This is a genomic window from Desulforamulus reducens MI-1 (assembly GCF_000016165.1).
Classification (GTDB): Bacteria; Bacillota; Desulfotomaculia; order Desulfotomaculales; family Desulfotomaculaceae; genus Desulfotomaculum; species Desulfotomaculum reducens.
In genome coordinates, this window is record NC_009253.1 from 782,184 (window position 1) to 807,949 (window position 25,766).

Annotated in this window: 31 protein-coding genes and 1 other annotated feature (1 of these 32 only partly in view); of the genes, 16 read left to right on the top strand and 15 right to left on the bottom strand. The window is 40.5% G+C overall.

Going from position 1 to position 25,766, the window contains the following annotated elements:
- Positions 1–20 precede the first annotated feature (20 nt).
- Positions 21–686, top strand: a complete 666-nt coding sequence (locus DRED_RS03910; protein WP_011877103.1) for an amino acid ABC transporter permease — start codon at positions 21–23, stop codon at positions 684–686.
- On the top strand, positions 673–1,395 hold the full coding sequence (locus DRED_RS03915) for an amino acid ABC transporter ATP-binding protein (RefSeq protein WP_011877104.1): 723 nt from the start codon (positions 673–675) through the stop codon (positions 1,393–1,395). Before DRED_RS03910 ends, DRED_RS03915 begins: the two co-directional genes overlap by 14 nt.
- 61 nt (positions 1,396–1,456) lie before the next feature.
- Here the strand turns inward: DRED_RS03915 and DRED_RS03920 are convergent, their stop codons facing one another.
- Positions 1,457–1,732 carry a hypothetical protein gene (locus tag DRED_RS03920; protein ID WP_011877105.1) on the bottom strand — a complete coding sequence of 92 codons (276 nt, stop codon included), beginning with the start codon at positions 1,730–1,732 and terminating at the stop codon, positions 1,457–1,459.
- Positions 1,733–1,932: 200 nt separating this feature from the next.
- Here DRED_RS03920 and recJ point away from each other — a divergent pair, with 200 nt between their 5' ends.
- From recJ to DRED_RS19215, 8 genes are all read left to right on the top strand, one after another.
- Positions 1,933–4,590 carry a single-stranded-DNA-specific exonuclease RecJ gene (gene recJ, locus DRED_RS03925; RefSeq protein ID WP_011877106.1) on the top strand — a complete coding sequence of 886 codons (2,658 nt, stop codon included), beginning with the start codon at positions 1,933–1,935 and terminating at the stop codon, positions 4,588–4,590.
- A 12-nt stretch (positions 4,591–4,602) separates the two neighbouring features.
- Positions 4,603–5,121 (top strand): adenine phosphoribosyltransferase, encoded by a 519-nt coding sequence (locus DRED_RS03930; protein ID WP_011877107.1) that lies wholly within the window; start codon positions 4,603–4,605, stop codon positions 5,119–5,121.
- A 30-nt stretch (positions 5,122–5,151) separates the two neighbouring features.
- On the top strand, positions 5,152–7,317 hold the full coding sequence (locus tag DRED_RS03935) for a RelA/SpoT family protein (protein WP_011877108.1): 2,166 nt from the start codon (positions 5,152–5,154) through the stop codon (positions 7,315–7,317).
- A gap of 39 nt (positions 7,318–7,356) precedes the next feature.
- Entirely contained in the window at positions 7,357–7,806 is a 450-nt protein-coding gene (dtd, locus tag DRED_RS03940) for a D-aminoacyl-tRNA deacylase (RefSeq protein WP_011877109.1), read from the top strand.
- A gap of 21 nt (positions 7,807–7,827) precedes the next feature.
- Complete coding sequence (locus tag DRED_RS03945; protein WP_011877110.1) at positions 7,828–8,445, top strand: MBL fold metallo-hydrolase; 618 nt, start codon at positions 7,828–7,830, stop codon at positions 8,443–8,445.
- Positions 8,446–8,523: 78 nt separating this feature from the next.
- Positions 8,524–8,709, top strand: coding sequence for a hypothetical protein (locus DRED_RS03950; RefSeq protein ID WP_041274430.1), 186 nt, complete (start codon positions 8,524–8,526; stop codon positions 8,707–8,709).
- Between the two features lie 40 nt (positions 8,710–8,749).
- Positions 8,750–9,322, top strand: coding sequence for an NAD-dependent epimerase/dehydratase family protein (locus tag DRED_RS19210; RefSeq protein ID WP_011877111.1), 573 nt, complete (start codon positions 8,750–8,752; stop codon positions 9,320–9,322).
- Positions 9,323–9,378: 56 nt separating this feature from the next.
- Entirely contained in the window at positions 9,379–9,681 is a 303-nt protein-coding gene (locus DRED_RS19215) for a DUF1731 domain-containing protein (RefSeq protein ID WP_011877112.1), read from the top strand.
- Here the strand turns inward: DRED_RS19215 and yfcE are convergent.
- The 11 genes from yfcE to DRED_RS04005 form a co-directional block, all read right to left on the bottom strand.
- Positions 9,659–10,204: a phosphodiesterase gene (yfcE, locus tag DRED_RS03960; RefSeq protein WP_011877113.1), complete on the bottom strand. Its 546-nt coding sequence runs from the start codon at positions 10,202–10,204 to the stop codon at positions 9,659–9,661. The two genes, DRED_RS19215 and yfcE, sit on opposite strands and share 23 nt — an antisense overlap.
- Before the next feature lie 182 nt (positions 10,205–10,386).
- Complete coding sequence (locus DRED_RS18955; protein WP_198006926.1) at positions 10,387–10,530, bottom strand: hypothetical protein; 144 nt, start codon at positions 10,528–10,530, stop codon at positions 10,387–10,389.
- A 113-nt stretch (positions 10,531–10,643) separates the two neighbouring features.
- Positions 10,644–11,492, bottom strand: coding sequence for a putative beta-lysine N-acetyltransferase (gene ablB, locus DRED_RS03965; RefSeq protein ID WP_011877114.1), 849 nt, complete (start codon positions 11,490–11,492; stop codon positions 10,644–10,646).
- Positions 11,493–11,495: 3 nt separating this feature from the next.
- Complete coding sequence (kamA, locus tag DRED_RS03970) at positions 11,496–12,716, bottom strand: lysine 2,3-aminomutase (protein WP_011877115.1); 1,221 nt, start codon at positions 12,714–12,716, stop codon at positions 11,496–11,498.
- 38 nt (positions 12,717–12,754) lie between these two features.
- On the bottom strand, positions 12,755–13,480 hold the full coding sequence (locus DRED_RS03975) for an amino acid ABC transporter ATP-binding protein (protein WP_011877116.1): 726 nt from the start codon (positions 13,478–13,480) through the stop codon (positions 12,755–12,757).
- A complete protein-coding gene (locus DRED_RS03980) occupies positions 13,480–14,148 on the bottom strand; it encodes an amino acid ABC transporter permease (RefSeq protein ID WP_011877117.1) in 669 nt (222 codons plus the stop codon). The genes DRED_RS03975 and DRED_RS03980 overlap by 1 nt, the downstream gene beginning before the upstream one ends.
- Positions 14,149–14,205: 57 nt before the next feature.
- Entirely contained in the window at positions 14,206–14,988 is a 783-nt protein-coding gene (locus DRED_RS03985; RefSeq protein WP_011877118.1) for an ABC transporter substrate-binding protein, read from the bottom strand.
- 340 nt (positions 14,989–15,328) lie between these two features.
- Entirely contained in the window at positions 15,329–16,561 is a 1,233-nt protein-coding gene (locus DRED_RS03990; protein ID WP_238442581.1) for a stalk domain-containing protein, read from the bottom strand.
- 395 nt (positions 16,562–16,956) lie between these two features.
- A complete protein-coding gene (locus DRED_RS03995) occupies positions 16,957–17,985 on the bottom strand; it encodes a metallophosphoesterase (protein WP_011877120.1) in 1,029 nt (342 codons plus the stop codon).
- A 57-nt stretch (positions 17,986–18,042) separates the two neighbouring features.
- Positions 18,043–18,321 (bottom strand): hypothetical protein, encoded by a 279-nt coding sequence (locus tag DRED_RS04000; protein ID WP_011877121.1) that lies wholly within the window; start codon positions 18,319–18,321, stop codon positions 18,043–18,045.
- A 39-nt stretch (positions 18,322–18,360) separates the two neighbouring features.
- Positions 18,361–18,798 (bottom strand): MarR family winged helix-turn-helix transcriptional regulator, encoded by a 438-nt coding sequence (locus DRED_RS04005; RefSeq protein ID WP_011877122.1) that lies wholly within the window; start codon positions 18,796–18,798, stop codon positions 18,361–18,363.
- Between the two features lie 263 nt (positions 18,799–19,061).
- Between DRED_RS04005 and DRED_RS04010 the strand changes: the two genes are divergently transcribed.
- The 4 genes from DRED_RS04010 (at position 19,062) to DRED_RS04020 (ending at position 21,961) form a co-directional block, all read left to right on the top strand.
- Complete coding sequence (locus DRED_RS04010) at positions 19,062–20,234, top strand: hypothetical protein (protein WP_011877123.1); 1,173 nt, start codon at positions 19,062–19,064, stop codon at positions 20,232–20,234.
- An 18-nt stretch (positions 20,235–20,252) separates the two neighbouring features.
- Positions 20,253–20,375 carry a VOC family protein gene (locus DRED_RS18160; protein WP_011877124.1) on the top strand — a complete coding sequence of 41 codons (123 nt, stop codon included), beginning with the start codon at positions 20,253–20,255 and terminating at the stop codon, positions 20,373–20,375.
- 385 nt (positions 20,376–20,760) lie between these two features.
- Positions 20,761–21,564: an ATP-binding cassette domain-containing protein gene (locus DRED_RS04015; protein WP_041274431.1), complete on the top strand. Its 804-nt coding sequence runs from the start codon at positions 20,761–20,763 to the stop codon at positions 21,562–21,564.
- A 13-nt stretch (positions 21,565–21,577) separates the two neighbouring features.
- Positions 21,578–21,961, top strand: a complete 384-nt coding sequence (locus DRED_RS04020) for a hypothetical protein (RefSeq protein WP_156779577.1) — start codon at positions 21,578–21,580, stop codon at positions 21,959–21,961.
- A 214-nt stretch (positions 21,962–22,175) separates the two neighbouring features.
- On the opposite strand, the gene rsgA is transcribed toward DRED_RS04020, so the two are convergent.
- On the bottom strand, positions 22,176–23,255 hold the full coding sequence (gene rsgA / locus DRED_RS04025) for a ribosome small subunit-dependent GTPase A (RefSeq protein WP_011877125.1): 1,080 nt from the start codon (positions 23,253–23,255) through the stop codon (positions 22,176–22,178).
- 596 nt (positions 23,256–23,851) lie between these two features.
- On the opposite strand from rsgA, the gene DRED_RS04030 reads away from it, so the two are divergent.
- Positions 23,852–24,061, top strand: coding sequence for a helix-turn-helix transcriptional regulator (locus tag DRED_RS04030; protein ID WP_011877126.1), 210 nt, complete (start codon positions 23,852–23,854; stop codon positions 24,059–24,061).
- Positions 24,062–24,076: 15 nt separating this feature from the next.
- Entirely contained in the window at positions 24,077–24,442 is a 366-nt protein-coding gene (locus DRED_RS04035) for a hypothetical protein (protein ID WP_011877127.1), read from the top strand.
- Between the two features lie 49 nt (positions 24,443–24,491).
- Here DRED_RS04035 and DRED_RS04040 read toward each other — a convergent pair whose 3' ends face one another.
- Together DRED_RS04040 and DRED_RS04045 are read right to left on the bottom strand one after the other, a co-directional pair.
- Entirely contained in the window at positions 24,492–25,214 is a 723-nt protein-coding gene (locus DRED_RS04040; protein WP_011877128.1) for an HAD family hydrolase, read from the bottom strand.
- Between the two features lie 23 nt (positions 25,215–25,237).
- Positions 25,238–25,576: a DUF896 domain-containing protein gene (locus DRED_RS04045; protein WP_238442582.1), complete on the bottom strand. Its 339-nt coding sequence runs from the start codon at positions 25,574–25,576 to the stop codon at positions 25,238–25,240.
- A gap of 150 nt (positions 25,577–25,726) precedes the next feature.
- Positions 25,727–25,766, top strand: a binding site (T-box leader); it runs 191 nt beyond the window's last position.

Below are 25,766 nucleotides of genomic sequence, written 5' to 3' on the forward strand. Positions count from 1 at the left end.
AGAAAGAGGTAGGTGAAGGTATGGAGCTTTTACAGATTTGGAAAGATGCTTTCCCAATATTAATGATGGGTCTAAAACTGACTATTCAGTTGACTTCTTTAGCAGTATTTTTTGGCTGTATTATAGGGTTATTTGTTGGGCTGGGTAAAATGAGCCGGATCAAGTTGATTAAGATTCCTGCTATCACATATATTGAATTTTTCCGTGGTTCGCCTTTACTGGTGCAATTATTTTTAATTTATTTTGGTCTACCCCAAATTCTTGGACATCCGGTTGATCGGTTTTGGTCTGCTGTGGCGGTCCTTAGCTTAAACAGTGGTGCTTACTGTGCTGAAATATTCCGTGCAGGTATCCAGTCCATTGAGAAAGGCCAAATGGAAGCCGCCCGGTCATTGGGTATGACCCATATACAAGCCATGAGGTATGTTATTCTACCCCAAGCATTTAAGAGAGTTATTCCTCCACTGGGCAATGAATTTATTGCCATGATGAAAGACACCTCGTTGGTTTCGGTCATTGGCATGGCAGAACTTGCCCGGAGTGGTCAATTATATATTTCGACCACCTATAAAGCCTTTCAGATATGGTTCCTAGTGGCCATTTTCTATATTGTGATGACTCTGTTTATATCCGAGTTCTTTGTCAACCGCATGGAAAGGAGGTTGCAGGCCGGTGATCATAGCTAAAAATGTTGAAAAAAGCTTTGGCCAACTCCAGGTCCTTCGTGGCATTGATTTACATGTGAAAGAGCAGGAAGTTGTTGTTATTATTGGACCCTCCGGTTCTGGTAAAAGTACTTTTCTGCGTTGCCTGAATTTATTAGAGGAACCCACCTCTGGGGAAATCACTGTTGATAACCTGTGTTTAACCGATAAGAGTGCTGACATTAATAAAATTCGCCAAAATGTAGGGATGGTTTTCCAACGGTTTAATTTGTTCCCTCACAAGACGGCCCTTGAGAATATAACTTTGGCCCCGTCAAAAGTAAAAGGGATTACAAACAATGAAGCCACTGCCATTGCCCGGGATTTACTGGTGAAGGTAGGTTTAAAGGATAAAGAGGATGTTTATCCCGACCAGCTATCTGGTGGTCAGCAACAAAGGGTGGCCATTGCCCGGGCCCTTGCCATGAAACCAAAGGTTATGTTATTTGATGAACCAACTTCTGCGCTGGACCCTGAAATGGTTGGAGAAGTTCTGGGCGTAATGAAAGACTTAGCCCGTGAAGGTATGACAATGGTTGTTGTTACGCATGAAATGGGCTTTGCCCGTGAGGTGGGGGATCGGGTTTTATTTATTGATGAAGGGAAAGTTATCGAACAGGGAACTCCAGAACAAATTTTTGGAAACCCTCAACATGAGCGTACTAAAGCCTTCTTAAATAAGATTCTATAATAACAAATCAGGGAAACCCATCATTCTGAGGGTTTCCCTGATTTGTTCCTCTTCTCGTTACTTAGATAGCTTCTCTCATAAGGTCAAGATACTCTTCACCCAGTTTTGTTAAAGAACAAATTTTGCTCTTGCCTTCAGAAGTTACTTCTACCAGACCGAGGGCAAACAATTGCATAACAACATGATCCAATACAGCCCTTTTTACTTTAGCAGTTAAAGATAGTTCTTCCTTATTCATTTTACCTTCATCAATGAGAGCTCTCAGAACTCTTTCTGCTTCCACTGGTAAGCGGTTGTTTACTTCCTTAAAGTATTGTGACATGGTAAGTTCAGTCATTTTCTAGCGCTCCTTTACTAGCAGTTAGTTAATGTTATCTAATCAAAGTATTGACATAGATTAATGAATTTATTCGTTAGTTTAGGAAAATTTTTATAATTAATCAGTAAATCAAGTGGAAATGGTGCTTTTCCTTTACCTGAATGATTGACTGATTTATAATTTAAACTATAATTTATCGAAATTAACGGGGGACAGTCATGCGAAGACAAAAAAAGTGGCGCGTGAAAGCACCAAATCCCGCGTTGCAACAGATTCTTTCTTTCGAATTAGGTATTTCTAAAATCTTTGCCCAGTTATTAATTAACCGAGGAATCTATACCGTTGATCAGGCCAGAGCGTTTCTAGGTAGTGAATTAGACAAAATGTTCAGTCCCTGGCTAATGCAGGATATGAAGAAAGCTGTTGAACGTATTCTCGGGGCCAGAGATAAGGGTGAACAGATTTTAGTATACGGGGACTATGATGTAGATGGTATTACTGGTACCACGGTTTTGGTATTGGCCCTTCGAAGGCTTGGTTGCAAGGCGGATTATTTTATCCCACATCGATTGGAAGAAGGTTACGGTCTTAATAAGGTTGCCCTGGAACGGGCAGTGGAACGGGGCGTTTCCTTAGTGGTGACAGTGGACTGTGGCATCAGTGGGGCCGAAGAGGTAGAAGTGGCAAAGGCATTAGGTTTGGAGGTGGTCATTACAGATCACCACGAACCACCGGTTCAATTACCCGCTGCAGTGGCGATTTTGGATCCCAAGAGATCCGGCTGTAGTTACCCTTTTAAGGAGTTAGCTGGCGTGGGTGTGGCGCTTAAATTAATTCAAGGACTTTTTGAACAGGCAGGGTTGAGCCAACGCAATTGGGAAGAATATTTGGACCTTGTATGCCTGGGAACAGTGGCGGATATTGTTCCCCTGCAGGGTGAAAATCGTATTCTAGTCAAGCATGGGCTACCCCAAATTAGCAATAGTAAGCGGCCTGGTTTGCAGGCGTTAATTAAGGTCAGTGGCATAAAAGCCGAGGTGTTAGGCACTAGGGAATTGGGCTTTGGTCTGGCTCCCCGTTTGAATGCCGCTGGACGAATGGGCGATGCGGGTCTTGGTGTAGAACTTTTGCTGGCAGAAGATTTATTAGTGGCAGAGGAAATGGCAGAGGAATTAGACAGAGGAAATCATGAAAGACAACAGGTGGAGTCAAAGGTTCTGTCAGAGGCTCTGGCTTTGCTGGAGACAGATTCGGAAATTTCCCAGGGTAAAGTGTTGGTGCTGGCTTCCGAGAATTGGCATCCTGGTGTCATTGGCATTGTTGCCTCCAGATTGGTGGATCGATTTTACCGGCCAGTTTTTATGATCAGTCTAGAAGAAGGGAAAGGAAAGGGATCGGCCAGAAGTATACCCGGCTTTAATTTGTATCAGGCTATGGTTAGTTGTCAGGATCATTTGGAACAGTTTGGTGGACACGCTATGGCTGCGGGTTTTAGTATACATGTAGATAAAATTAATGAATTTCGCAAGACAATCAACGCAATGGCAGAAGAATTTCTTTCAGAAGAACACCTGACACCAAACCTTGACTTAGATGCCTTAATTAACCTGAACGATCTTTCCATGGATACTGTTCAGGAGTTGAATCAGTTATCACCTCTGGGACATTGTAACCCAGGACCTATCTTAGGATGTTGCCAGGCAACGGTTATTAACTGTCGGGAGGTTGGTAAGAACGGTGGCCACCTAAAAATGAGGGTTCGGGAGGATCACACAGTTTTAGACGGAATTGGCTTCAACTTAGCCTCCTACAGTGAAATGCTGGCCGCTAACGATACAGTGGATATGGCCTTTATTCCTTCTATTAATGTATGGAATGGTCGTACCTCTGTTCAATTGGAAGTCAAGGAACTGAAAGAAACCGGCGAGGTAGCGTCTCAATTGGTTGAAGCAGGGGAATATGACAGGGAAGTAAAAAGGACCTTGACCAAATTCTTGCACTTACCGAAGGAAAAGATTGCAGAAAGCCTGGTTCCCTTAGGAATTTTACACCTATTGAAGCTTTACAATACAGATTATATTGAGGATAGTAGTCCATGTAAACTTCAAATAGAAGATTATAGGAACAATCCGGATCGACTGGCTCAACTGGTACAATTGGTGGAAGCCAAGGACTCCTCTATAATTATCGTAGAAAGTACAGCCCAAGCAATTCAAATAACAACCTTTTTAAGCGAACAGGGTGACTCCTTTGGAACCCTGGCAGTTTATCACCCGGCATTAGAGGATTGTGAAGTAAAGCAATTGAGGTCCTTTGTACAATCCGGCAGGGCCAAAGTGCTGGTAACTACACCTTTTCATCCCCTAAAGGATTTTAATTTTGAGCAGGTGATTTTCTATTACCTGCCATATCAACTGGCAGAATGTATCCTTGATGATGGGTGTGCCAGTAGGGTTGTTTTACTGGGGGGAGAAAAGCAAGCTGCAGAAAGCCGGGAACATATTGATGCAATGGCGCCGGAGCGGCAGGCCCTGGGGGAAGTATTTAAGTTATTAAGACAAAGAATAAATCAACAGGCCAACGGGGAAATCACACTGGAGGAACTATGTGCCTGCTTAAAGAAATATTATCCGAAGGCATCTCAACATACCGCCGAAGTGAGTCTAAATGTTTTCCAAGAGTTAGGGCTGTTAGAGTATAAAAATCAAGGTGATATTTATTTCTATAGAATTAATCTTCAGGTCAGGGGCGATTTACAGAATTCGCAAACTTACAAATGGTCACTACATACAAAGGAAGAATGTCTACGTTTTCAGCGGCAGTATCTATCTGCAACGGTGGAGGAGTTAGGGCGGCTGTTCACATGCAAGTTATAAGGAGGAAGGATCATGGATTTTTCCAGCAAGATTCGCTTAATTAAAGATTTTCCTAAACCGGGCATTAATTTCAGGGATATTACAACCTTGCTACAGGATGCGAAGGCATTTAAACAGGCCGTAGACGCAATGGTTGGGTTATGCAAAGATTTTGATGTGGATGTTATTGCTTGTCCCGAGGCTAGGGGGTTTGTTCTGGGCGCACCGATGGCCTATGCCATGGGAAAAGGTCTGGTATTACTAAGAAAACCAGGTAAATTACCTGGAAAAGCTGTTTCCCATAGTTACCAGCTGGAATACGGTATGGATTCCCTGGAGGTGCATGAGGGTGCCATTCTTCCCGGTCACAAGGTACTGCTGGTGGATGATGTGCTGGCCACAGGTGGTACAGTGGCAGCCGGGGTTGAGCTGATTAAGAAGACCGGTGGTGAAGTGGTTGGCATTGCCTTTCTCATTGAGTTACTGGGACTTAATGCTCGTGACAAACTGGGTAATTACCCAGTTGTAACATTGCTACAGCTTGATGCATAGGGTATTCTATTCTGGTAAGGAGGTGAAAGCATGTCTTCACTGTTTGAGTTAGAACAAAAGGTATTGCTTTATAATCCTTCGGTGGACATTGCTTTCCTCCGCAAGGCTTATAATTTTGCAGAGAATGCGCACCGGGGGCAGAAGCGAATTTCAGGTGAGGATTACATTGTTCACCCATTGGCCATAGCTATTATCCTGGCCGAACTACAGCTGGATGTTCAAACAGTGGCTGCTGGTCTTCTACATGATGTTGTGGAAGATACAGGTATAACTCTAGAAGACATTGAGAAAAATTTTAGCCTGGAAATTGCAACAATGGTGGATGGGGTCACTAAGCTAGGTAAATTGCAATTTCAAACTAAAGAGGAACGGCAGGCTGAAAATCTGCGTAAGATGTTCCTGGCCATGGCTAAAGATATCCGGGTGATTTTGATTAAGCTGGCAGATCGGCTACATAACCTAAGAACCCTGCAGTTTCAATCCGAGCGCAAGCAAAAGGAAGTGGCGGAGGAAACCCTACACTTTTTTACTCCGATGGCCCATCGTTTGGGTATCTATAAAATTAAATGGGAACTAGAGGACCTTTCCTTCCGGTACCTGGAACCAGAACAATACCAACGTATGAAGGTGCAAATTGCAAAATCCCGAGCCAAACGAGAAGAATACATCCAAGAGGTTATTAAGGAATTGGCTGCCAAACTTTCGGCTGTTAATATCAAATCTGAGATTCAAGGCAGACCAAAAAATCTTTACTCGATCTATCAAAAAATGGTGGAGCAACAAAAGGAATTAAAGGATATCTTCGACGTACAGGCTGTGCGGGTCCTAGTGAACTCTGTTAAAGACTGCTATGGTTCCCTGGGGATTGCCCATACCCTCTGGAAGCCCATACCCGGCCGATTTAAAGATTATATTGCCATGCCTAAATCCAATATGTACCAGTCCTTGCATACCACTGTTATTGGTCCCCATGGTGAACCTGTGGAAATACAAATTCGCACATGGGATATGCATAAGGTGGCAGAGTACGGTATTGCAGCTCACTGGAGATATAAAGAAGGTTCCCAGGAAGAGAAGGATTTTGATAAAAAACTGGCCTGGATACGTCAGATGTTAGATGCCCAGCACGAGGCCAGAGATGCTAAAGAGTTTATGGAAAACTTAAAGGTTGACCTGTTTTCCCAATCTGTTTTTGTTTTTACACCCAAGGGGGATGTCATGGAACTTCCAGCTGGTGCTGTTCCCCTGGATTTTGCATATAGAATTCATACCGATGTAGGGCACCGTACTGTGGGGGCTAAAGTAAATGGTAGAATTGTACCACTGGACCATGTGTTAAAAAACGGAAATATTATTGAAATTATTACATCAAAGGTTAGTAATGGACCCAGTCGAGATTGGCTCAGCATTGTTAAAACCCCCCAAGCCAAAAACCGCATTCGTCAATGGTTTAAGAAGGAAAGACGGGAAGATAATATTAACCGGGGTAGGGATGCCCTGGAGCGTGAGGCCCGTAAGCAGGGTTTAGAATTGGAGCAGGTCCGGGGTGAAAAATTACAAGAATATGCCAGGAAATTAGTTCAGGCTTCTATTGATGATTTATATGCTGCCATCGGCGATGGCCAGATTATCCCCAGTCAAGTTGTGTCAAAGCTCCGGGAAGAATATCGTACAGAAAAAGAAAGACGTCCCCTGGCTGAAGAAATGATGAAGAAGGCGGAAGGCAAAGAATGGGGAAAACCAACCCAGGGTATTCGGGTTAAAGGCATCGATAATTTACTCATTCGCTTAGCACACTGCTGTAATCCGGTGCCCGGTGACCCCATTGTTGGTTATATAACAAGAGGGAGAGGGGTTTCGATACACAGGGCGGATTGCCTTAATATTCAACCCATTCAAAGGGACGAACCCGAACGGGTTGTTGAAGTAGCTTGGGATAAAGAATTCCAATCTCCTTTCCAGGTTAAACTGGAGATTACAGGATTGGACCGGGCAGGTTTCTTAAATGATGTATTGAATGTGTTACTTGATTTGAAGATCAATGCCAGCAGGGTGAACGCTCGCTCAAGAAAGGATCAGATGTCCACCGTGGAATTGGCGCTGCAGGTGCGAAACACTGAACAGTTAGAGTATTTGATGAATAAAATGAAAAGAGTAAAAGATACTTATGGCGTTCGTCGTGTTTCCACGGGGTAGTATTGGTTATGGTAATGTTTGTTCGGAGGTAAAAAATAAATGCGTGCAGTGGTTCAAAGGGTTCTGAAGGGTTCTGTGACAGTCAATAATGAGGTGGTTGGCAAAATCGGGCAGGGCTTAGTGGTTCTGTTGGGGGTTGGACAGGGGGATTGTGTTGATGATGCCCGGTACCTGGCAGATAAAATAAGCCAATTAAGAATTTTTGATGATGAGCAAGGAAAATTAAACCTTTCCATTCAGGATGTAAAGGGCAGTATATTGGCCATATCCCAATTTACTCTCTATGGGGATTGTAGAAAGGGTAGAAGACCCGGTTATTCCGGGGCTGCAGCACCAGACACAGCCAGGGAATTATATGAAAGCTTTGTGCAAAGACTTGTTTGTAACGGTCTCACCACTTCTACCGGTGTTTTTCAGGAACATATGGTTGTAGAAATTATTAACGATGGTCCGGTAACGTTGCTATTGGATAGCCGTAAGGGCTTTTAAAAAGGACGGAGGGATGTTGCATTGTATATTGAGACATTGCCAGTGGGAAGTTATGAAGCGAACTGCTATATCATTGGCTGTGAAGAAACCCGTAAGGCTGTAGTGGTGGATCCTGGGGACGAAGCAGAACGCATTCAGGAAAGGCTAAAAAAGCTTAATTTCAAAGTAGAAGCCATTGTACTTACCCATGGACATAGTGATCATATCGGAGCCGTTGGTGACCTTCAAAGGGCCACTGCAGCCCAAGTACTCATTCACAAAGACGATGCAGAGATGCTTATAAATCCGGCTAAAAACCTTTCCACCTGGATGGGTGAACATATGGTCTTTAATCCAGCGGATCGACTATTGGTAGACGGGGATACCATTCAGATTGGCAATATAACCTTGGAGGTACTTCATACTCCCGGACATACCCCAGGTGGCATTTGTCTAAAGGCGGGGAAAGACCTCTTTAGCGGTGATACCCTGTTTGCCCAATCCATTGGTCGCAGTGATTTTCCCGGCGGTAGCCATTCCACACTGATTGGTTCAATAAAAAGTAAATTACTTGTACTGTCTGATGAAACAAAGGTTTATCCGGGACATGGTCCCGCCTCCACCATTGGCCAGGAGAAAAGACATAACCCCTTTTTTTAACAACAACGCCACGGTTACTGTGGCGTTTTTTTCTACACAGAAAATCAATTAGCAGGTTATTTCGTGGGAGGGTAAAACATGCTAAATCGAACAAAAACCAGTACAGATGTAGAGTTAATTGTTGATTTATATGAAAGGGATAAGGCTGCTTTAACAGCCATATTAGTTAATATCCGGGAAATTATCCTGCTGAACCAAACAGATGAACATACCATGGTGACAAAAATAAAAGAATACCTTAATCAACAAGGGATACAAGTTTAAATTTATATGCCTTGGTTAGCTAGGAGGGGAGGGCATATCAATGAAGGTACTTATAACAGGAGGAACAGGTTTCGTAGGTTCTTCCCTGGTAAAGCATCTTGCGGAGCATAATCATCAGGTGGTGGTGGTGTCCCGACAGGAGTATTCCCCCCAAAAAAGTATTGCTTACTCACGTTTACCCGAATCTGAGCAAATATTTCCCCGGCAATTGCTAGCGCAGACCGATGCTATTATAAACCTAGGTGGACATAATATTTCCCAGGGCCGCTGGAGTAAAACTGTCAAAAATCGCATCTTAGAAAGTCGGCTGCAGCTTACTGAAAAGATTGTCAAAAGTATACGTAAAAATAAAGAAGAGGGGCTTGTCTATCCGAAGGTGTTGGTTAATGCCTCTGCGGTAGGCTACTACGGTATTCATTCCCATCATGTCTTTAGCGAAGAAAGTCAGGCCGGTCAAGGCTTTTTGGCAGAGGTATGTAGGCGCTGGGAGGAGGCAGCCCAGGAAGCTGAAAAATTAAAGGTGAGGGTAGTCATTTTGCGCCTAGGGGTGGTATTGGTGGCTTTATTGGTGGTGGTAAACAGTGGTGTTCCTGGATTCACCGGGATGATGTAGTACGCATTGTAACCCAGGCCCTGGGAAAAAAATCCTGGACCCGTCTGCCTGCCTTTATGGCCAAGCTGCTGCTGGGAGAAATGGCGGAGGAGCTTTTGATCAATGGTCAAAGGGTCCTTCCTGGCAAGCTTCTGTCTATGAACTATCCCTTTAAGTATCCAGAAATTGATTCAGCTATTAAGGATGCTTTGGCAGGTCTCCTTAAAGGGGAAAATAATAAAAAGAGGCAGTGGCCTCTTTTTAGCATATCAGAAAGTATAAAACTTTCCGATATGCATAAGGGCAAACTAAGGCTCCGCCGACGTCTAAAGACTTGGCGAAGCCAAGTTTTTCTAATTATTTTACAACCAACTCCTTGATAACCTCTTGATTTTCCATATTGATGAGTTGAATATTACCATCATCAATGACTGCAACTGAATGGATGCCGTCCTTAGGCAGAGCGGTACTGCCAGGGTTTAAAACAATTAAATTTTCATCCTGGTTGAGTTCTTTCACATGGGTATGACCGTAAATAAACAAATCTGCGCCATAATCCCTGGCCATTTTTATGTACTCCTTTTTATCTCTGGTATAGCCGTGGGAAACCAGTATTTTAAGACCGCCTAATTGCAGAAATACATAGGGGCTTTGGATAGGATGCTGCAAAACCATTTGGTCCACATCAGCATCACAGTTACCCCGGGCTATAATAATATTTTTCATACCATTTATTTTTTCAGCCAGTTCCTTGGGGGAATAGCCTTCGGGTAAAGGGTTTCTGGGCCCATGATAAAGAACATCTCCACCGTGGATGATATAATCGCATCCCCCTAAGGTATTCAGAGCCTTTTTAAAATAGAACAAACTACCATGTGTGTCACTGATAATACCAATTCTCATCGAATTCACTCCCTGTTATAGCAATGTTTTTCAATAATTATATTATATTCTAAAACATTTTTTTACAGGATGCTACGCAAAGGGAGAAAAGGAATGCTACAGGATATTGGTGAATTTATGGAAAGCACTGAAACTTGTTTCGGCCGAAAATAGGACGCTATCGACTGACTGTAGTCAGTGATTTAGTGTGTCTCATCGTAAGATAGTGTAGTAACCTTGGTAAAGTCACCTCTCTTAATTTCCTCTGAGCTAGCCCCTTTCTCTAGAAAATCTCGCATTCCGGGTGCAACTAGAGGTTTCTCCTGTTTTTTGTTGTTACCAACCATAAAAAGCATCTCCTTTGATAAATGAAATTAATTTATGTTTTCCTTACTGGTAACAGAATATGTTAGAAAAAGATCACCGGCCTACATTTGATTCCGGTGATCTTTGAACACTCTTATTTATTTTTATCGTAAGCGGGTTTTACCCAAATATTCATGTTTTCAAAATCCCCGGCAATATGACAGTTGTTAATCAAGGTACCTTGAGAATCATATCCTAAGCGGTGGAGAATCAAGTTTATGCCGTAGGATGAGGCACGGGCCAAGCTGTACAAGCAATTAATGCCCTTTGCTAGACAGCTTTCTTCCAATCTTTTTAACAGAATAGTATTTAAGCCTAGGCCACGGTAGTCTGGGTGGGTAGCACAATTGGTTAATTCCGCGTGATTTTGCTTCCAGTCAATTTCCGCCGTTGCCACACCAGCTAAGGTATCACCATCACAGCATACTAGATAGAGGTCACCCTTTTGGATTGCTTCATTGAGATATTTTGGGTCATAGACTGGTGTGGGATAACTTTTAAAGACAATTTTAAATAACTCAGCCATTTTCTTAGCATGTCGGCTGGTTGCAATTTCTAGAGAATACTTTTTTGGTAGAGCTAATTTATATTCTCTGGGCTGCCCCAGGATCTTTTCCAACATTTGCTTTTCCCTAAGTAGAGAGCTGGAATTACAGCGTTTCTCTGATAAGTAGGTTGTTAAAAAATATGCGTTGGAACCTTGAAAATAGCCGTTTATTACCCCTTCTAATTGAAATTCCTCACCCTGAAGGAGGGGTAAGTCCGCTTCTTTGACAGGGAAAATAATTTTTTCAAGGTTTTGTTTTTTGGCCAAGTCCAAGAGAAAGCAGCGTAAAGCTGTTGCGTCATTAACCTTGTAATCCTGTACCCAAATACGTCGGTTAAACATATCCAATTGAGTTGTGAGAGAGAATTCTGATCTTGTTGTTATGATTGTTTGCATGAATTAACTTCCCTTTGCTATGATCATTTTTTCTTCTGTATTTAGAATTACGTCATTGCTTTGCATTAAGCCTGCAATACCTAAGTTAGAGGTTGTATTTTTTCCTTCTTCTGCATCTGGTTCAGTATACAAATAGACTTTACCCTCAAAGTTCCGAAGAACCGTTTTGCCTTGTCCCTGTGATAATAGATAGTTTGGGCCAATGGGGATTTTGCCTCCACCACCAGGAGCATCAATGACATAGGTGGGAACAGCTAGTCCCGAGGTATGACCCCGTAGATTCTCCATGATTTCAATACCTGTACTAACGGAAGTTCTAAAATGACCAATTCCTTCTGAAAGATCACATTGATAGAGGTAATAGGGGCGAATGCGAATTTTCAACAGGCCCTGTACCAATTTTTTCATTATGTGGGCACGGTCATTGATACCTTTAAGTAAGACAGATTGGTTATTAACAGGGATGCCAGCTTTAGCTAAGCGGGCAACAGCAGCCGAAGATGCCGGAGTAATTTCCCTGGGGTGATTAAAGTGGGTATTAATCCATACGGGGTGATATTTTTCTAGCATGTTACAAAGTTCCGGGGTAATTCGCTGAGGTAAAACAACAGGGGTTCGTGTACCGAAACGGATAACTTCAACGTGTTTTATAGCACGTAATTTCTTGAGGATATATTCTAATTGCTCATCTGCTAAAGTAAAGGGGTCTCCACCGGAGATAACTACATCCCGGATGGTTGGATTACTCCGAATGTAGGAGAAAGCACGGTCCAACTGGGCCTTGGGCAAAGAGCGGTCATTTTGTCCGGCTATGCGGCGTCGTGTACAATGTCGGCAGTACATGGAACAGCAATCCGTAACCAGCAACAATACCCTATCTGGATAACGATGGGTTAAACCCGGTACAGGAGAATCCACATCTTCATGCAGCGGATCCCTCATATCACCCCTTGTGCAGACCAGTTCCTTGGGATTGGGCACAGCTTGCATTCTGATAGGACATTGACGATCCTCAGATTTAATTAAGCTGGCATAGTAAGGGGTTATGGCCATTCTGAATTTTTTTAAACAAGCAGCAATGCCGTCTTTTTCCTTTGGAGTTAAGTGAACAAATTGGGAAAGTTTATCTACGTTTGTGATGCGGTTACTAATTTGCCAGCGCCAATCATTCCATTGCTCCTCAGTTGCATACCATTTTTCCAATAACTCTTTTAAATTATCCATAGAATACCCCCTTAGATCCTTTTACTATAAAAACTGGATTATATTACTTTAGCCAGGAAATTGATTGTACGGTCCTGGTTTGGCCGTTCAAATAATTCATGGGGTGCTCCTTCTTCCACTATAATTCCATCATCCATATAGATCACCCTATCTGCCACTTCACGGGCAAAGCCCATTTCATGTGTAACCACAACCATGGTCATACCTTCACGGGCCAATTCCTTCATAACTTGTAAGACTTCGTTGACTAACTCCGGATCCAGGGCAGAGGTGGGCTCATCAAATAACATGATAGCGGGGTTCATGGCCAGGGCCCTTGCTATGGCAACCCGCTGCTTCTGGCCCCCGGAAAGTTGAGAAGGATAGCAATTTGCTTTGTCTTGCAGACCAACCTTTGCCAACAGTGAAAGGGCATTGGCAGTAGCTTCTTTGCGGCTTATTTTTTTGACAAAAATAGGAGCCTCAATAATGTTTTCCAAAACAGATTTGTGAGGAAATAAATTAAAATGCTGAAAAACCATCCCCACATTTTGGCGAATAAGATTTAGATCGTCTTTTTTAGGATTTATGTCTTTTCCCATGATTTCAATCATTCCACCAGGGTCCTTGTGCTCCAGAAAATTAATGCATCTTAGTAACGTACTCTTACCGGAACCGCTGGAGCCAATTAGAACAACTACTTCACTGTTATTTACTTTTAGGTCAATTCCTTTTAAAACATGAAGGGACCCAAAGTGTTTGTGGAGGTTTTTAATTTTAATCACTAGGCATTACCTCCATTCTGCTCCACATTTAATTTTGCTTCTAATTTATTAACTAAGAAGCTAAAAATAATTACTAGAACTAAATAATAAAGACCAGCTACTAAATAAGTTTCAAAGGGCTGAAAATTTTCAGCCTGGGCATACAGTGCTGTACCATATATTTCCGGGACACCTAAATAGGCCACCAGAGAAGAATCCTTTAATCCAATAATAAATTGATTGCCTAAGGGTGGAATGGCCCTGCGAAAGGCCTGGGGTAAGATAATACGGCGCATTGATAAGGGGTAGCTCATGCCTAGGGAGCGGGCTGCTTCCATTTGACCTTGATTAATTGACTGAATGGCCCCGCGAAATATTTCCGCAATATAGGCCCCCGCATGGATGGCCAGGGCCAAAGATCCTGCCCAAAAGGCCGGTAATACAACCAGTTTGATGATACCAAAGTAGAGAAACATTAGCTGAACGACCAAAGGTGTACCACGAACTAGGGTAATATATAGATTAGCGATGTTTTGTAAAAAATAATTTCTGGAAATTTTAAAAAAAGCAAATACAAGGCCGATGATCATGGCAAGTAACAGCGAAACAGAAGTTAATTTCAGTGTAACGATAGTTGCTTCCATAAAGGCAAGAAAATTCTCTGTGAATATTCCATATATGTCTGTCATTCATTCACCTCTTTAGCTGTGGTTGGGTGCAAGAAGTTGCACCCAACTCCAACTATACTAGTCACCTAAAATGTTCCGACCAAACCACTTATTACTTATTTTTTCGTAAGTACCATCTTTGATCATTTCATCCAGTGCGTTATTAATCTTGTTTACCAACTCGGTATTCCCTTTATTAACAGGAATGGCCATTTCATCAACCCAGAGGGGTTTATCAACATCTTTGATCTTTAAGCCATTTTTTATAGCTACGATACCAACCATTTGATCAGTTATAACAGCATCCACTCTACCAGTGGGTAAATCCTGCAGGGCAATTACATCGCTATCATAACCAATCACGTTCTTCTTATCAGTATACTCCAAAGCCACATTACGGAAGGTACTGGCTTTAACAACACCAATTTTTTTGCCTTTCAGGTCTTTGGCTGATGTTATGGAATCATTGTTACTGCTGACAAAGACCTGAGCACCGGAACGGTAGTAGGGACGTGAGAAATCCACCTGTTCTTGGCGCTCTTCTGTAATGGCCATACTACCAATGATGGCATCGTATTTGTTAGCCTTCAAACCCTGAATAATGGTTTCCCAGGGGTTGGTAACGGGAGCAGCTTCCATTCCAATTCTGCGTGCTATTTCTTCGCCTATTTCCACATCAAAACCAACCAACTTACCGCCATCTTTGTAATTAAAAGGTTTATATAGGCCACTCATAGCATAATGAAACTTTTTCTTATCCGGTGTGGCACTGGTAGAATTGGATGTACCGCCGCAACCAACCACCAAAGTAGAAATTATAATGAGAGTCAACAAAAAGGCTATAGACTTTTTATTAAACATTTTCTTCCTCCTCGATATTTATTTAGTCAACCAAGCAGTTGTAGTACTCGACCTCCTTTACTTGACGCTTCTGTAAAACATTACAAGACAACTTTATATGTAGATCAAGTTGTTTTAATTGACAACTTATTATATCATGCAAGGTTGTCGGTCAACAAACACTTAACCTAAGTAAATCCCCGGTGATCTGGACGTAATTTCTGAAATATAAGAAAAAAATTAAATTAAAATATAATTTTCAAACAATTGCTATTATATTTTCTAGATATATACAAAATATATTAATAAATAAAAAATCCCCTCACGTTAGCAAGGGGATTTCAGGCTTTTAGGAAGTATGTTATTTTTCTCTTAACAGTTGCCACATATCTGGGGTAACTAGACCCAGACGCCAAATTGCAATGCCCTTTAAATGATACTGTTTGGCAATATCCAGTTTGGTTCCCAAGCTGGAGGAAGTTTCATTGGGAATTGATACTCCCAAATACAGTTTTTCGGCCGGAACCACTTGCAGGACATTTATTATAGCCTCACGCACACGGTCAATGGGTTCTGGTTTAGAACCATAATCATAGGCCATGATCACGATACTATCTACCAATTTCCCCAAATTTTCATAGTCATAGCCTTTGTAAGCACTGTTCGGTGCATGTAGAGAAAGGATAAGTTTGAGGTCATGGTTTCTAAGTTCCTTGGCTAATAAAGTAACAAAATGAGTGAAGCGGTTTTGAACTAAGGTAAGTTGGTCATCTTTGTCACGTAGACCTAAGCCTTCAAAGTCAAGATTTACACCTCGATAGGTTTTAGCTTCCTTAACAATAGCTTCCACAGCCTTCTCCATGGCTGATTCATTGGACAATAAGTTAGTTAATGAGTTATCTTCATCTGTCATATGTACAACCATTTGAGTTATAACTTTGTACTGATCTGCTGCTGCCAGCACTTTTTTATAGTCTTCCGGTCTTTGCCAACCAGTACGACTTTTGATCAAGAGATTACCATCTGCATCAAGACTGTACCATCCCAGGGCTATGTTTTTCACTATATCAGTGTTACCACTGCTATGGTTGGGGAAGGGGTGGCCAAAAAGGTTTGTCCAACTACTGGTTTGGAGATCTCCCAAAGCATAGTATCCCATAACTTCCAAAGGCCAAGAGGTTTGACTTTGGGCTGATAGGATATAAATGGAATTGCTTGCCGCATCCCAGGATACCTGGCAATTAAAAGCTTCACTAAAGATGCGCAATGGAATCAGGGTTCTTCCATTGATAATCTGTGGGGGCACGTCCATGGTAATAGACGAATCGTTATGGTAGGCTGTCTTATCACCTATACGCAGCACAATGTATGTTAGTGCATCCTTAGCACGAATGGTTTGGGTAGAACCATCCCAGGTAACGTTAACCTGAAGGGCTTCTGCCAGAGCACGGAAAGGAACTAAGGTACGGTTATCTTGTACCATAGGTGGTACATCAAATTGTACCGATGAACCGTTTACAAACACAGTCATTTCTTTGGTTGAATTGGCAAAACTAGGCTGAACCAAGAAAAGGGTGAACAAGGTAAGGGTCATTATACAAGACAGAAAACGTTTCATGCGATAACCTCCAGCTTTAAAATAAAACTTAATAATTTGGTAACCTATTTTTAGCCACACATTTCTGTTCCTTAATGTTATAAGACGTGTCTTTTTTTAAAAACGTAACAATTTCCTGGACTATTCCTCCCGATAGATATCTTATCCAGTGGTTAACTAACCAATTTTTTTAATTGAAAATCAAAAATTGTACTGTTACGTAGTCGGTTTTGCCATACCAATCTTTTATACACCATCAACGGTTTTATTACAGGAGAAAGTAGAGGGAGATTTTCTTAAGGTCTGTGGATTACCACAGACCTCATTTTACATGTCAGCCATTTTTTCTGCATTAATCTTGCATATTAACAGTAGCGAATGCATTATAAAATTTATTTATCAAAATTGATTTTAAGATCAATAATCTCCGATTGAGTGCCAATACGGACAGGAGGACCCCAGGTTCCATAGCCAGATGAAACTATTACTTGCAGGTTATCTTTGGCCAGATAGCCATAATCTACTTCATAGATTCTTTTGGTAATCAGTTGATTGGGGAAAAATTGTCCCCTGTGAGTATGACCGGAAAGCTGTAAATCCACGCCGTTATTTTGGGCTTCATCTAGAGCAACAGGTTGATGGTCCAGCAATATAATAGGTTTAGTTTTATCAACGTTTTGAAGAATTTCGACCAAACCTTTTCTGCTTTTTTGGGAAGCATCTTCTCGCCCAACAATATAGACGCCTGCTACTTCTATAACCTCATCTCTTAATATCTGAATATTTACTTCCTTGAAAATAGCTAGGCTTTCACTGAGGTTGCCTCCGTAATATTCATGGTTTCCCAGTACACCGTAAACCCCATATTTGGTTTTGATGCCCTTGAGGGTCTCTTGCTCCTTCTTTAGAGAGTTTATATCCCTGTCATCAAAGATATCTCCAGGCAGAAATACCATATCTGGGTTCAATGCATTAATATCCTGAACCATTTTGGCTACATAACCAGCGCTCTTTTGTTTATCAATATGAATGTCAGAGAGCATGACTACTCGTAGGTCATTGGCTTTCTTAGGTATAGCAAGGTTATAGGGTTCCACTTTAATGCTTTTAGCGTGTAAAGCACCATAGAAAATGGCTAAAAAGATTAGTAAATAGCAGCCTATGAAAAAGGGTTTATTTTTAATAAAAATACCTAGAATTGCAACAAAGGTAGCAAAGTAGAAAAAGATCAGCCAGTAATTGCCGAGCTTATCTAAAATACTTATTAAGCTTAAACGGCCTAACAAGGGAGAGATTGCGATAATCACAAAAATGGGCCAATAAGCGAATTTATTGATCTTTAATAAATCATAGATTTGTCTTCCAATTAGCCAGTTTAATACAGCATAGAAGATTAAGATGACAGAAAACCATATTCTCATGGCAAACCCCTTTATGTTGGTCTAAATTTTTTGTTAATTATCTAAATGCCGTTACATTTATCTTGCGATAAATTTTTCTCTACAGTCCCAACTGCAGAAATAATGTTTCTCATTATCTTTAGCTAATATATAGGCCTTTGATTTCGGCAGAGTACAACCACAAATATTATCAGTTACAAATTCTATGTATTCTTCAACTCTAGGCTTTAATGCTATAGCATTTGCTTGGCTTTGTTGGGCTCTTTTTTTGGCCTGGGCAAGGGCAAATAAGTTAAAGATACTGGTTACGATAAAGTAAATAATTACTAAATTTAAAAAAGTTTCAGCAAATTCCATTTGATATGCTCCTTTAGCAAGTTTTTTTGTTTAGTCCCTTTAATCAGGATCGACTAAGTCCTTATCTAATACTTTTTTTAAGACTTCATATAACGTTTGCATTTCACCATCAGTAATATTAGCAAATTGTTTTACCAACATTTGAATTCTCATAGCCTCAATATCGGATAGCAATTGTCTGCCATTCTCAGTTAGTTTAAGCCATACTATTCGTCGATCCTTCTCAGATCTATTCCTCTCAATCAATCCATTTTTATACAGTCTATCAATTATAGTCGTAGCAGCAGCCGGAGTGATGTCAAAGATATGAGCAATATCTGCTGCTTTACAAGTTTCTTGTGATGCAATAATTTTTAGTAAAAAAAATTGAGTTGGAGTTATTAAATCCTTTAAAAGCTCCTTTAGTTGACAACTGCTGTTTTTAACTAAATCATGGAATAACATATCAATTGCTATTATTTTTTTTCTCTTATCCAAGGTATTTCTGCTCCTTTTACATTCTTAAACAGAATTATAAACTTGGCTAATAATTATGTCAATTAATAGTTAATGAGGTTAATGTTTCAGGGGGTGTTGTAATTTCAGAGTTAATGAACTAAACAACAGAAAAGCAAGGGGTTACCAACGTGTTTTCAAAAATCTGAGCTTTCAAAGAAAAGAAAAAGAATTAATTAAAAACATTGTAGAAAAAGAAAGATTGAAAAATAGAATGATTGACTTTAAAGATAGGCGGTGTAGGTATGTCCCGTGAAAAACGGAATTTAGTAAAAATTTTTTTAACCATGCTGTTAGCCTTTTCATTCACCACTGGTGCACATGCTAGTATTTTAACTCCATCCAGTTTAATTGATTATAACAGTTACGATTTAGGGGACACCATAAATTTTGAGGCTAATCCCGCTGTGTTTTTAAAAACTATACCTAATAAATTCAAAAATGAACAACCCGAAAGTACGAGAACTTTATTATTTAGTGATTTTCCTGAATATATCGATAAGCCAGGTATTTCCTACCAGGATACCATTTATCCTTTTAAAAACAAGGGTAAATTTAGAATTTTTGATTACCATGTTAATAGCTCAACAGAGCCCCTGTATTTTTCTGTTTTGTTAACCAACAAAAATAATCATCCGGTATCGGTTCAAATAGAAAAAATGGCAGTTGCAGGTCCATCCATGAATTATACAGCTGTAGGCAAAACTGCAGTAAATGAATGGCTTAAGTCAAGTGTCGATAAAATGATAGAAATACAACCTGGAAAAACAGTTTTTTTAGCTGAGCCTGTTTGTCTTAAAAAAGATCAATTAGTTAACTTTATATACGATGCAACGGTCAGTGATGCAGTTCAGGTAACAACAGTGACAAGAAGAGATCAAAAAGCTTCGTTAAAGGGTCTTCCCGTCTTGGGCAAAATAACTGAGGGTGGGAAAACACCTACCATTCTAAGGGGAACCTTTGATACTGCTGATTACTATAACTTTTATGTAATTGGCCTTGATGAAAGAGGATATAACGCCGTTGGCGTAGCCGGGAAATCTGAATATTTACAAGGCTATTCGGCAGTTGATCGTAAGAAAGTAATCAACTATGGAAATTACGGAGTTTTGTATCATACGAAATTTCAGCTAATTCCTTTTTTACAGACGCCGGAAGCAATTGTGGTTAATTCCCGTGGCGGTGGGTTTGCTACGGCTGCCAATATTACTGTTAACGGAGAGTTAATAACGCAAGGATTAGATACTCCTTCAAAGACTACGGCAATTGGCTTTAATACTGTCAAACAAGGAATTCTTGTTTTTAAGAATTCTATTTACAACAGTGATAAAATTGAAATCGATTGGATGCCAGCTGGTGGAACAAATTTGCCAGTAAATTTCATAGTGCAACCCTATCAAGCTGTCGCACCTCACTGATAATATCTTAGGTCTAGGGTGCAGTTGTCTCAAGAGGGCACAGTTTTAATGCCCTTAGCCGCTTTTCCTTGGAGCGAAAAATTAGGTTGGGTTGAAGATAAGTACGGTGTTTCTTGGCAATTGAATCTGGCAACAAGCTAAGGGGTCAATTTTAACCTGACCTGTAACATTATAATTATGTGTTTCGGGGTACTTTCTTCCTTTTCTAAACTGTTTAGATATGATACAATAGGGCACATATTAAGTACTTTATGAGGTGTGAAATGAGGAAAGTGTTTTTAAACTAATCAAATTTAATAATTTCTTAGAAGTGCTTATAAACAATGAAGAGGGTAAGTATGCACTTTTTTAAGGAGATGATAGTTTAAAAACACTAACAGGAAAATTTAGGTTAATTTATGGCGATAGCTTTTTAATAGCCTATATTCTTTGTATGCTTACTGCAGTAAACACCTGGGTGTTTACTGCAGTTTTGTTTTTTAAGCTATCATCTCTTGACAGATCTAAATAGACAGGAGATGGTTGTATGAATTTGATTTTTATCGGTCTTGGTAAAAGCTATAACGGAAAGACCGTGTTTGAAAATATTAGTGGGGAAATCAACAGTGAAGATAAAATCGGCTTGGTTGGAGTAAACGGTAGGGGCAAAACAACCCTGGCCAAAATTTTGTCTGGGTTGGAAGCCTATGATGTAGGTAAAATTAGACGGTCACCTGCTTATAGTAAAAGCCTATATGTCGAACAGTACCCCCTATTTGATGTCAATGTTTCTGTTTACGATGAAATTTTCAGAGTAGCCTCAAACAACCAAAATACTATAAAGGATTATAAAACCTTTGTAAAAAAGGCTCTCCATAAGGTCGGTTTAGGCGAGAACAAATGGGGCCAAAAAGCGGTCAGTTTAAGCGGTGGGGAAAAAACAAAACTGGCCCTTTGTCGAGCAATGGTCAGTGATTTCGATTTGCTTATTCTGGATGAACCCACCAACCATCTTGATATGAAGAGCTACGCCTGGCTGGAGGAATTTGTCCAAAACCTTGGTAAGCCCATGTTGTTAATATCCCATGACCGTTTTTTTCTGGATCATGTGGCCAGCAAGATATGGGAATTGACTGACCAGGGATTAAAGGCCTATGAAGGGAATTACTCTGCCTACAAAAGACAAAAAGAGATAGAACTGACGAGTATTATGAGAGACTATGATAAGCAGCAAGCTAAAATACAAAATTTGAAACGGATCATCAACGAGAGGGAAAATTGGTTTAAAAGTGCCCATAAAGCAGCGGGCCAAACTTATCTTATCGGGTGCCAATTTGCTTGTATTAGATGAACCCACAAACTATATGGATATCCTATCTAAAGAGAAAATTGAGGAAGTGCTTGAGGAGTTCGCAGGAGTTATTCTCTTTGTTTCTCACAATAGATATTTTATACGAAGGTTGGCAAACAGGATATTTCTCATGGAGAATAAAAAAATGCACTGCTATGACGGGGATTATGAGTACTATTTAAATAAATGTAGGGAACAAAAGGAGAAAGAGGAGATTGCTCTAGATTATGGATATATAACAGACAATATTAGACGGTTAGAATGTGAGCTGGCTTTTTTAGGCGGCAAGCTAAATGAAGCTTTGGAGCAAGATGAAAAAGAAGAGTTAAATGAAAAATTTTTGGCCATTGCCAAGGAACTTAGGATAAATAAAGACTTGCTCAAGAGGAATAAGTAGCATCAAATTTGTGAAATGATTGAGTTCGTATACACCATAAGATATTGAGTCAAATGGGGTTTAGTTACACGGAATAATTTACATCAATGCTGATCTCTAAAAATTACCCACCCCAGATTGAAGTGCACCTCAATCCGGGGTGGGTAATTAATACTGCTTTCAATATAAATAATCCACATGTTTCTGATGAATGTTATGCCTGGATAAGACAATTCTATCTTCGCTTGTTCTTTTCCTTGAAAAACGCTCTTGCTTGTTTCATGCTGCCCATTCCACCAAATATTTTGGTGATCTTTTCCTGCTCAATCTGCTGGGAGTTCATACCTTGATATTTCATCTCAGTTTGCAGCTTTCGGTAGCTGCCAAGACGTTCTGCAGAGAGAAAACCTTTTTCAATTGCTTCTTTTACTGCACAGCCGGGCTCATTTTGATGGTTACAATCATTAAAGCGGCAGTTTTGGGCCAGGTCCTCTATGTCGGCAAAAGACTTAGACAGGTTCGCGTGTTCTATTTGCAACTCACGCATACCAGGAGTGTCGATGACCACGCCGCCGTTTGGCAGAGCAATGAGCTGTCTGTGTGTTGTGGTATGCCTGCCCTTATCGTCCTCACCGATTTCCTTGGTTACAAGAATTTCTTCACCCAGCAAACGGTTAATCAATGTAGATTTGCCAACACCGGATGAGCCTAGGAAAGCTGTTGTTTTACCTTTTTCGATATATTTGTTTAAAGCGGTATATCCATCATCGCTCATACTGGTAGTAACTAATACATCAACACCAATGGCTACAGAATACACTTCTGAGAGTTTGACGGCAATATCATCGCAGAGGTCTGATTTGGTCAGTACAATTACAGGGGTTGCCATACTGTCCCACGCAATGGACAAGTATCTTTCTAAGCGACGCAGATTAAAATTATTATTTAACGACATGCAAATAAAAAGCGTATCAATATTCGCGGCTATAAGCTGTCTTTGATTGGAAGTGCCTGCTGCCCTGCGCTCGAAAACACTTTTGCGACGAAGGATGTGGTGAATAATAGCGTTGCCACCACTATCATCCATACGGTCGACCATGACCCAATCGCCAACAACTGGATAATCTGCATTATCCCTGGCTAAAAAAGCCATCTTTCCCGAAATCTCTGCTTGTATCTCGCCTTTTTCGGTAACCACCTTGTATAAATCCTTATGTTGTATCGATACCCTTGCCAAGTATAAACCTTCAAACATAGTAGCTTCTTGCTTAAAACGGTCGGTTAATCCTACCTTATATAAATGGGCTTTAGTCATTTTTACTGTCCTCCCGTATTTTTGTTGCAAGCTACTGGGGAGGGCAGAGAGTGTTCTACTCTACAAGCACCTCCCCGCAAAATACCGACTCCGCCCGATATATTCTAAACATAAGTTCAACTCCTTTCAGTTTGCTTATAGTATAGCATATTTCCATGAATAACACATAGGGAGGCTGATAACTGCCAGTGAGAAATGCACCACCGCCATCGGGTTATTGCTGCCCCAATCTGTCATTTGGGATGTGGTGCAAAGGATGGACATTGCACTGGTATAGGGCACGGGCATGAGGAACTTATCCATTGCCCTGGCTATTGCCATGTCTGTATTTAAGGGCTAGGGGGCGGAAATAGCTTATAATAGCACTGGCTTACATTATTTAAGTTCAATCTGTAGCCTGGTATACAAATTTAAACACTCCTTTGCACCGATGCAATTTTAGTTTAAACGTTGACCTAAGGTAAAAGTCAATAGGATATTTTTAAAAATCCGCCCCTTCTATGTAAAGTTGGCTTTACATAGAAGGGGTTCTTTACTATAATGTAAAGTAAACTTTACGTAAAGAGTGCTTTACAAAAAAGGAGGTGTTATTTTGAGTGAGGAATAGACTGAGAGAACTAAGAAATGAATTAAATATAACTCAAGAACAGTTGGCAGACAAATTGGGTGTATCCCGACAAACGGTTATATCCATTGAGAATGGCAAATATAATCCGTCATTAATTTTAGCCTATAAAATAGCAAAGATATTTGCCATAAGCATTGAGGAAGCTTTTGATTTTTCGGAGGTGGGAATGGATGAATAATTTTGTTAAGAAATTATGTTAATAAACCGTATTATGATTGGTTGTGTTACTCTGATTATCCTGGTGGCGGCAGGCTACTACGGCGGAAAAGATATAGAAGCCTGGTTAAGAATTTTTCCTGTGATTCTTCTGATATTAATCGCGTTTATTACTAAGAAGTGGCGAATTAAAAGAAAAGCCAAAGAAATTGATGAAAGACTTCAAATGATTACGTATTATGCTTTATCTGTGGGTTTCTATTCGATACTTGGGGTGCTTTTCTGGTTTTACACAGAGGAAATGGTGCAAGAAGGTGCATTATCTTTAAGGACCCAGATGGAGATGTATGCTGGCTTGTTGGGCTATTTGGGGGCTTATTTTTATTTTAAGAAAAGGTTTTAGTTTGTTGGAGAATATTTCAACAACCGTAAACCCCACCCTTTGGTAGAGTTTATGGTTGTTTTAATTTTGGTAACTGTCTAGCGAAATTCAAAAAGTCTTCCAGACGTCCTTCAAAATCTGTCTCATAATCCTTCTCACCATGGTCAATGAGGTTATCCTTAACCAGATAGGTTTTAATCCCCAGCTTTCTTGCCACTAAATCTTCGTGGGTATCATTCCCTACCATAAGGGTTTCTTCTGCTTTGGCACCGACCCTTTGTAGAATCTCGTGATAATAATTAGGGTTGGGTTTACAGAAGTGGCAGTGTTCATAGGTGGTTACTAAAGCCCAGGGAATATCATCAATGCCCGCCCAACGCATCCGGTGGGCAGTGGCAGCATCGGGGAAAATCGGGTTTGTGGCTAATACCAACTGGTATCCCTTTTCCACCAACTCTTGACAAATTTTCCGGGCAAGGGGGGTAGGACTGGTGCAACTTATAAGCTCTGGAAACTCTGTGGCGTAAAACTGGTCAAACAAAGGCATAAGCTGGTCTGCTGGAAGGTTAAATCTTGGTATAAAATCCTCCATGAAAACTTCTTGATTTGTCTTTTCAGCACAGTTGTCACGGATCATAGCCTCGGTAGAAGCCCATAAATGTTTGGGAAAGGTATTTGCATCTAACACATGGGAGCAGGCCTTTGTCAACCGACCAAAATAATTAGTTGAAAAATAATTAAAGTCCATAGGCAACAGGGTGCCATCAAGATCAAAAAATATTGTTTTATACATATTTCCTCCACTTTGGAATTGCTTTAGTGTATATGTCCTTTGTCATCGTGGTTGCTGCAACCGCAACCACTCTTTTTATGGTTAGCATGTTTTTGATGATTTTGACCACAGCCGCAACTATTAGTACCATGATGGTCATGATTGCAACCACAATTTTCATCTTCTACAAATTTAATTCTAGAAAGCTGGTCAATTACCTGCCCACGGATTCCCTTAAGGTACTGCTGGCGTAATTGATGCTGCTCCTCTTTTTCTGCTGGAGTTAGACCTTCGGCCCTTTGTTTGCGGGCTAATGCATTAATTCTATCCACTAATTCTTTCGTAATAATGGGTATCACCTCAATTTTAGTATAGCATGCCACATGGATAAGGAACAAGTTGCCAATTATAAGTCATAAACCAATATTATTATGACACATCTTCATAATTATTAACACTTTTCCAACAGCCTTAAAGCGGCTAACATTGACAAATAACGTTCTTTTGAATACAATAATTCTCAGGTTTATAAGGTTAAATCTATGATCGGGAGAGTAGGCTAGAAAATATCTT

Excerpts from the sequence above, each read along its gene's own strand:
- DRED_RS03980 (WP_011877117.1), bottom strand. The coding sequence starts at position 14,148 with ATGACAGACATATATGGAATATTCACAGAGAATTTTCTTGCCTTTATG.
- DRED_RS04000 (WP_011877121.1), bottom strand. The coding sequence starts at position 18,321 with ATGGAATTTGCTGAAACTTTTTTAAATTTAGTAATTATTTACTTTATC.
- DRED_RS03950 (WP_041274430.1), top strand. The coding sequence starts at position 8,524 with ATGCTAAATCGAACAAAAACCAGTACAGATGTAGAGTTAATTGTTGAT.
- recJ (WP_011877106.1), top strand. The coding sequence starts at position 1,933 with ATGCGAAGACAAAAAAAGTGGCGCGTGAAAGCACCAAATCCCGCGTTG.
- DRED_RS04010 (WP_011877123.1), top strand. The coding sequence starts at position 19,062 with ATGTCCCGTGAAAAACGGAATTTAGTAAAAATTTTTTTAACCATGCTG.
- dtd (WP_011877109.1), top strand. The coding sequence starts at position 7,357 with ATGCGTGCAGTGGTTCAAAGGGTTCTGAAGGGTTCTGTGACAGTCAAT.
- yfcE (WP_011877113.1), bottom strand. The coding sequence starts at position 10,204 with ATGAGAATTGGTATTATCAGTGACACACATGGTAGTTTGTTCTATTTT.
- ablB (WP_011877114.1), bottom strand. The coding sequence starts at position 11,492 with ATGCAAACAATCATAACAACAAGATCAGAATTCTCTCTCACAACTCAA.
- DRED_RS03910 (WP_011877103.1), top strand. The coding sequence starts at position 21 with ATGGAGCTTTTACAGATTTGGAAAGATGCTTTCCCAATATTAATGATG.
- DRED_RS19215 (WP_011877112.1), top strand. The coding sequence starts at position 9,379 with ATGGCCAAGCTGCTGCTGGGAGAAATGGCGGAGGAGCTTTTGATCAAT.
- DRED_RS04020 (WP_156779577.1), top strand. The coding sequence starts at position 21,578 with ATGGATATCCTATCTAAAGAGAAAATTGAGGAAGTGCTTGAGGAGTTC.
- DRED_RS04015 (WP_041274431.1), top strand. The coding sequence starts at position 20,761 with ATGAATTTGATTTTTATCGGTCTTGGTAAAAGCTATAACGGAAAGACC.
- DRED_RS19210 (WP_011877111.1), top strand. The coding sequence starts at position 8,750 with ATGAAGGTACTTATAACAGGAGGAACAGGTTTCGTAGGTTCTTCCCTG.
- DRED_RS03930 (WP_011877107.1), top strand. The coding sequence starts at position 4,603 with ATGGATTTTTCCAGCAAGATTCGCTTAATTAAAGATTTTCCTAAACCG.
- DRED_RS18955 (WP_198006926.1), bottom strand. The coding sequence starts at position 10,530 with ATGGTTGGTAACAACAAAAAACAGGAGAAACCTCTAGTTGCACCCGGA.
- DRED_RS03935 (WP_011877108.1), top strand. The coding sequence starts at position 5,152 with ATGTCTTCACTGTTTGAGTTAGAACAAAAGGTATTGCTTTATAATCCT.
- DRED_RS03995 (WP_011877120.1), bottom strand. The coding sequence starts at position 17,985 with ATGAGAATATGGTTTTCTGTCATCTTAATCTTCTATGCTGTATTAAAC.
- DRED_RS04040 (WP_011877128.1), bottom strand. The coding sequence starts at position 25,214 with ATGTATAAAACAATATTTTTTGATCTTGATGGCACCCTGTTGCCTATG.
- kamA (WP_011877115.1), bottom strand. The coding sequence starts at position 12,716 with ATGGATAATTTAAAAGAGTTATTGGAAAAATGGTATGCAACTGAGGAG.
- DRED_RS03985 (WP_011877118.1), bottom strand. The coding sequence starts at position 14,988 with ATGTTTAATAAAAAGTCTATAGCCTTTTTGTTGACTCTCATTATAATT.
- DRED_RS03990 (WP_238442581.1), bottom strand. The coding sequence starts at position 16,561 with ATGACCCTTACCTTGTTCACCCTTTTCTTGGTTCAGCCTAGTTTTGCC.
- rsgA (WP_011877125.1), bottom strand. The coding sequence starts at position 23,255 with ATGACTAAAGCCCATTTATATAAGGTAGGATTAACCGACCGTTTTAAG.
- DRED_RS04035 (WP_011877127.1), top strand. The coding sequence starts at position 24,077 with ATGTTAATAAACCGTATTATGATTGGTTGTGTTACTCTGATTATCCTG.
- DRED_RS03920 (WP_011877105.1), bottom strand. The coding sequence starts at position 1,732 with ATGACTGAACTTACCATGTCACAATACTTTAAGGAAGTAAACAACCGC.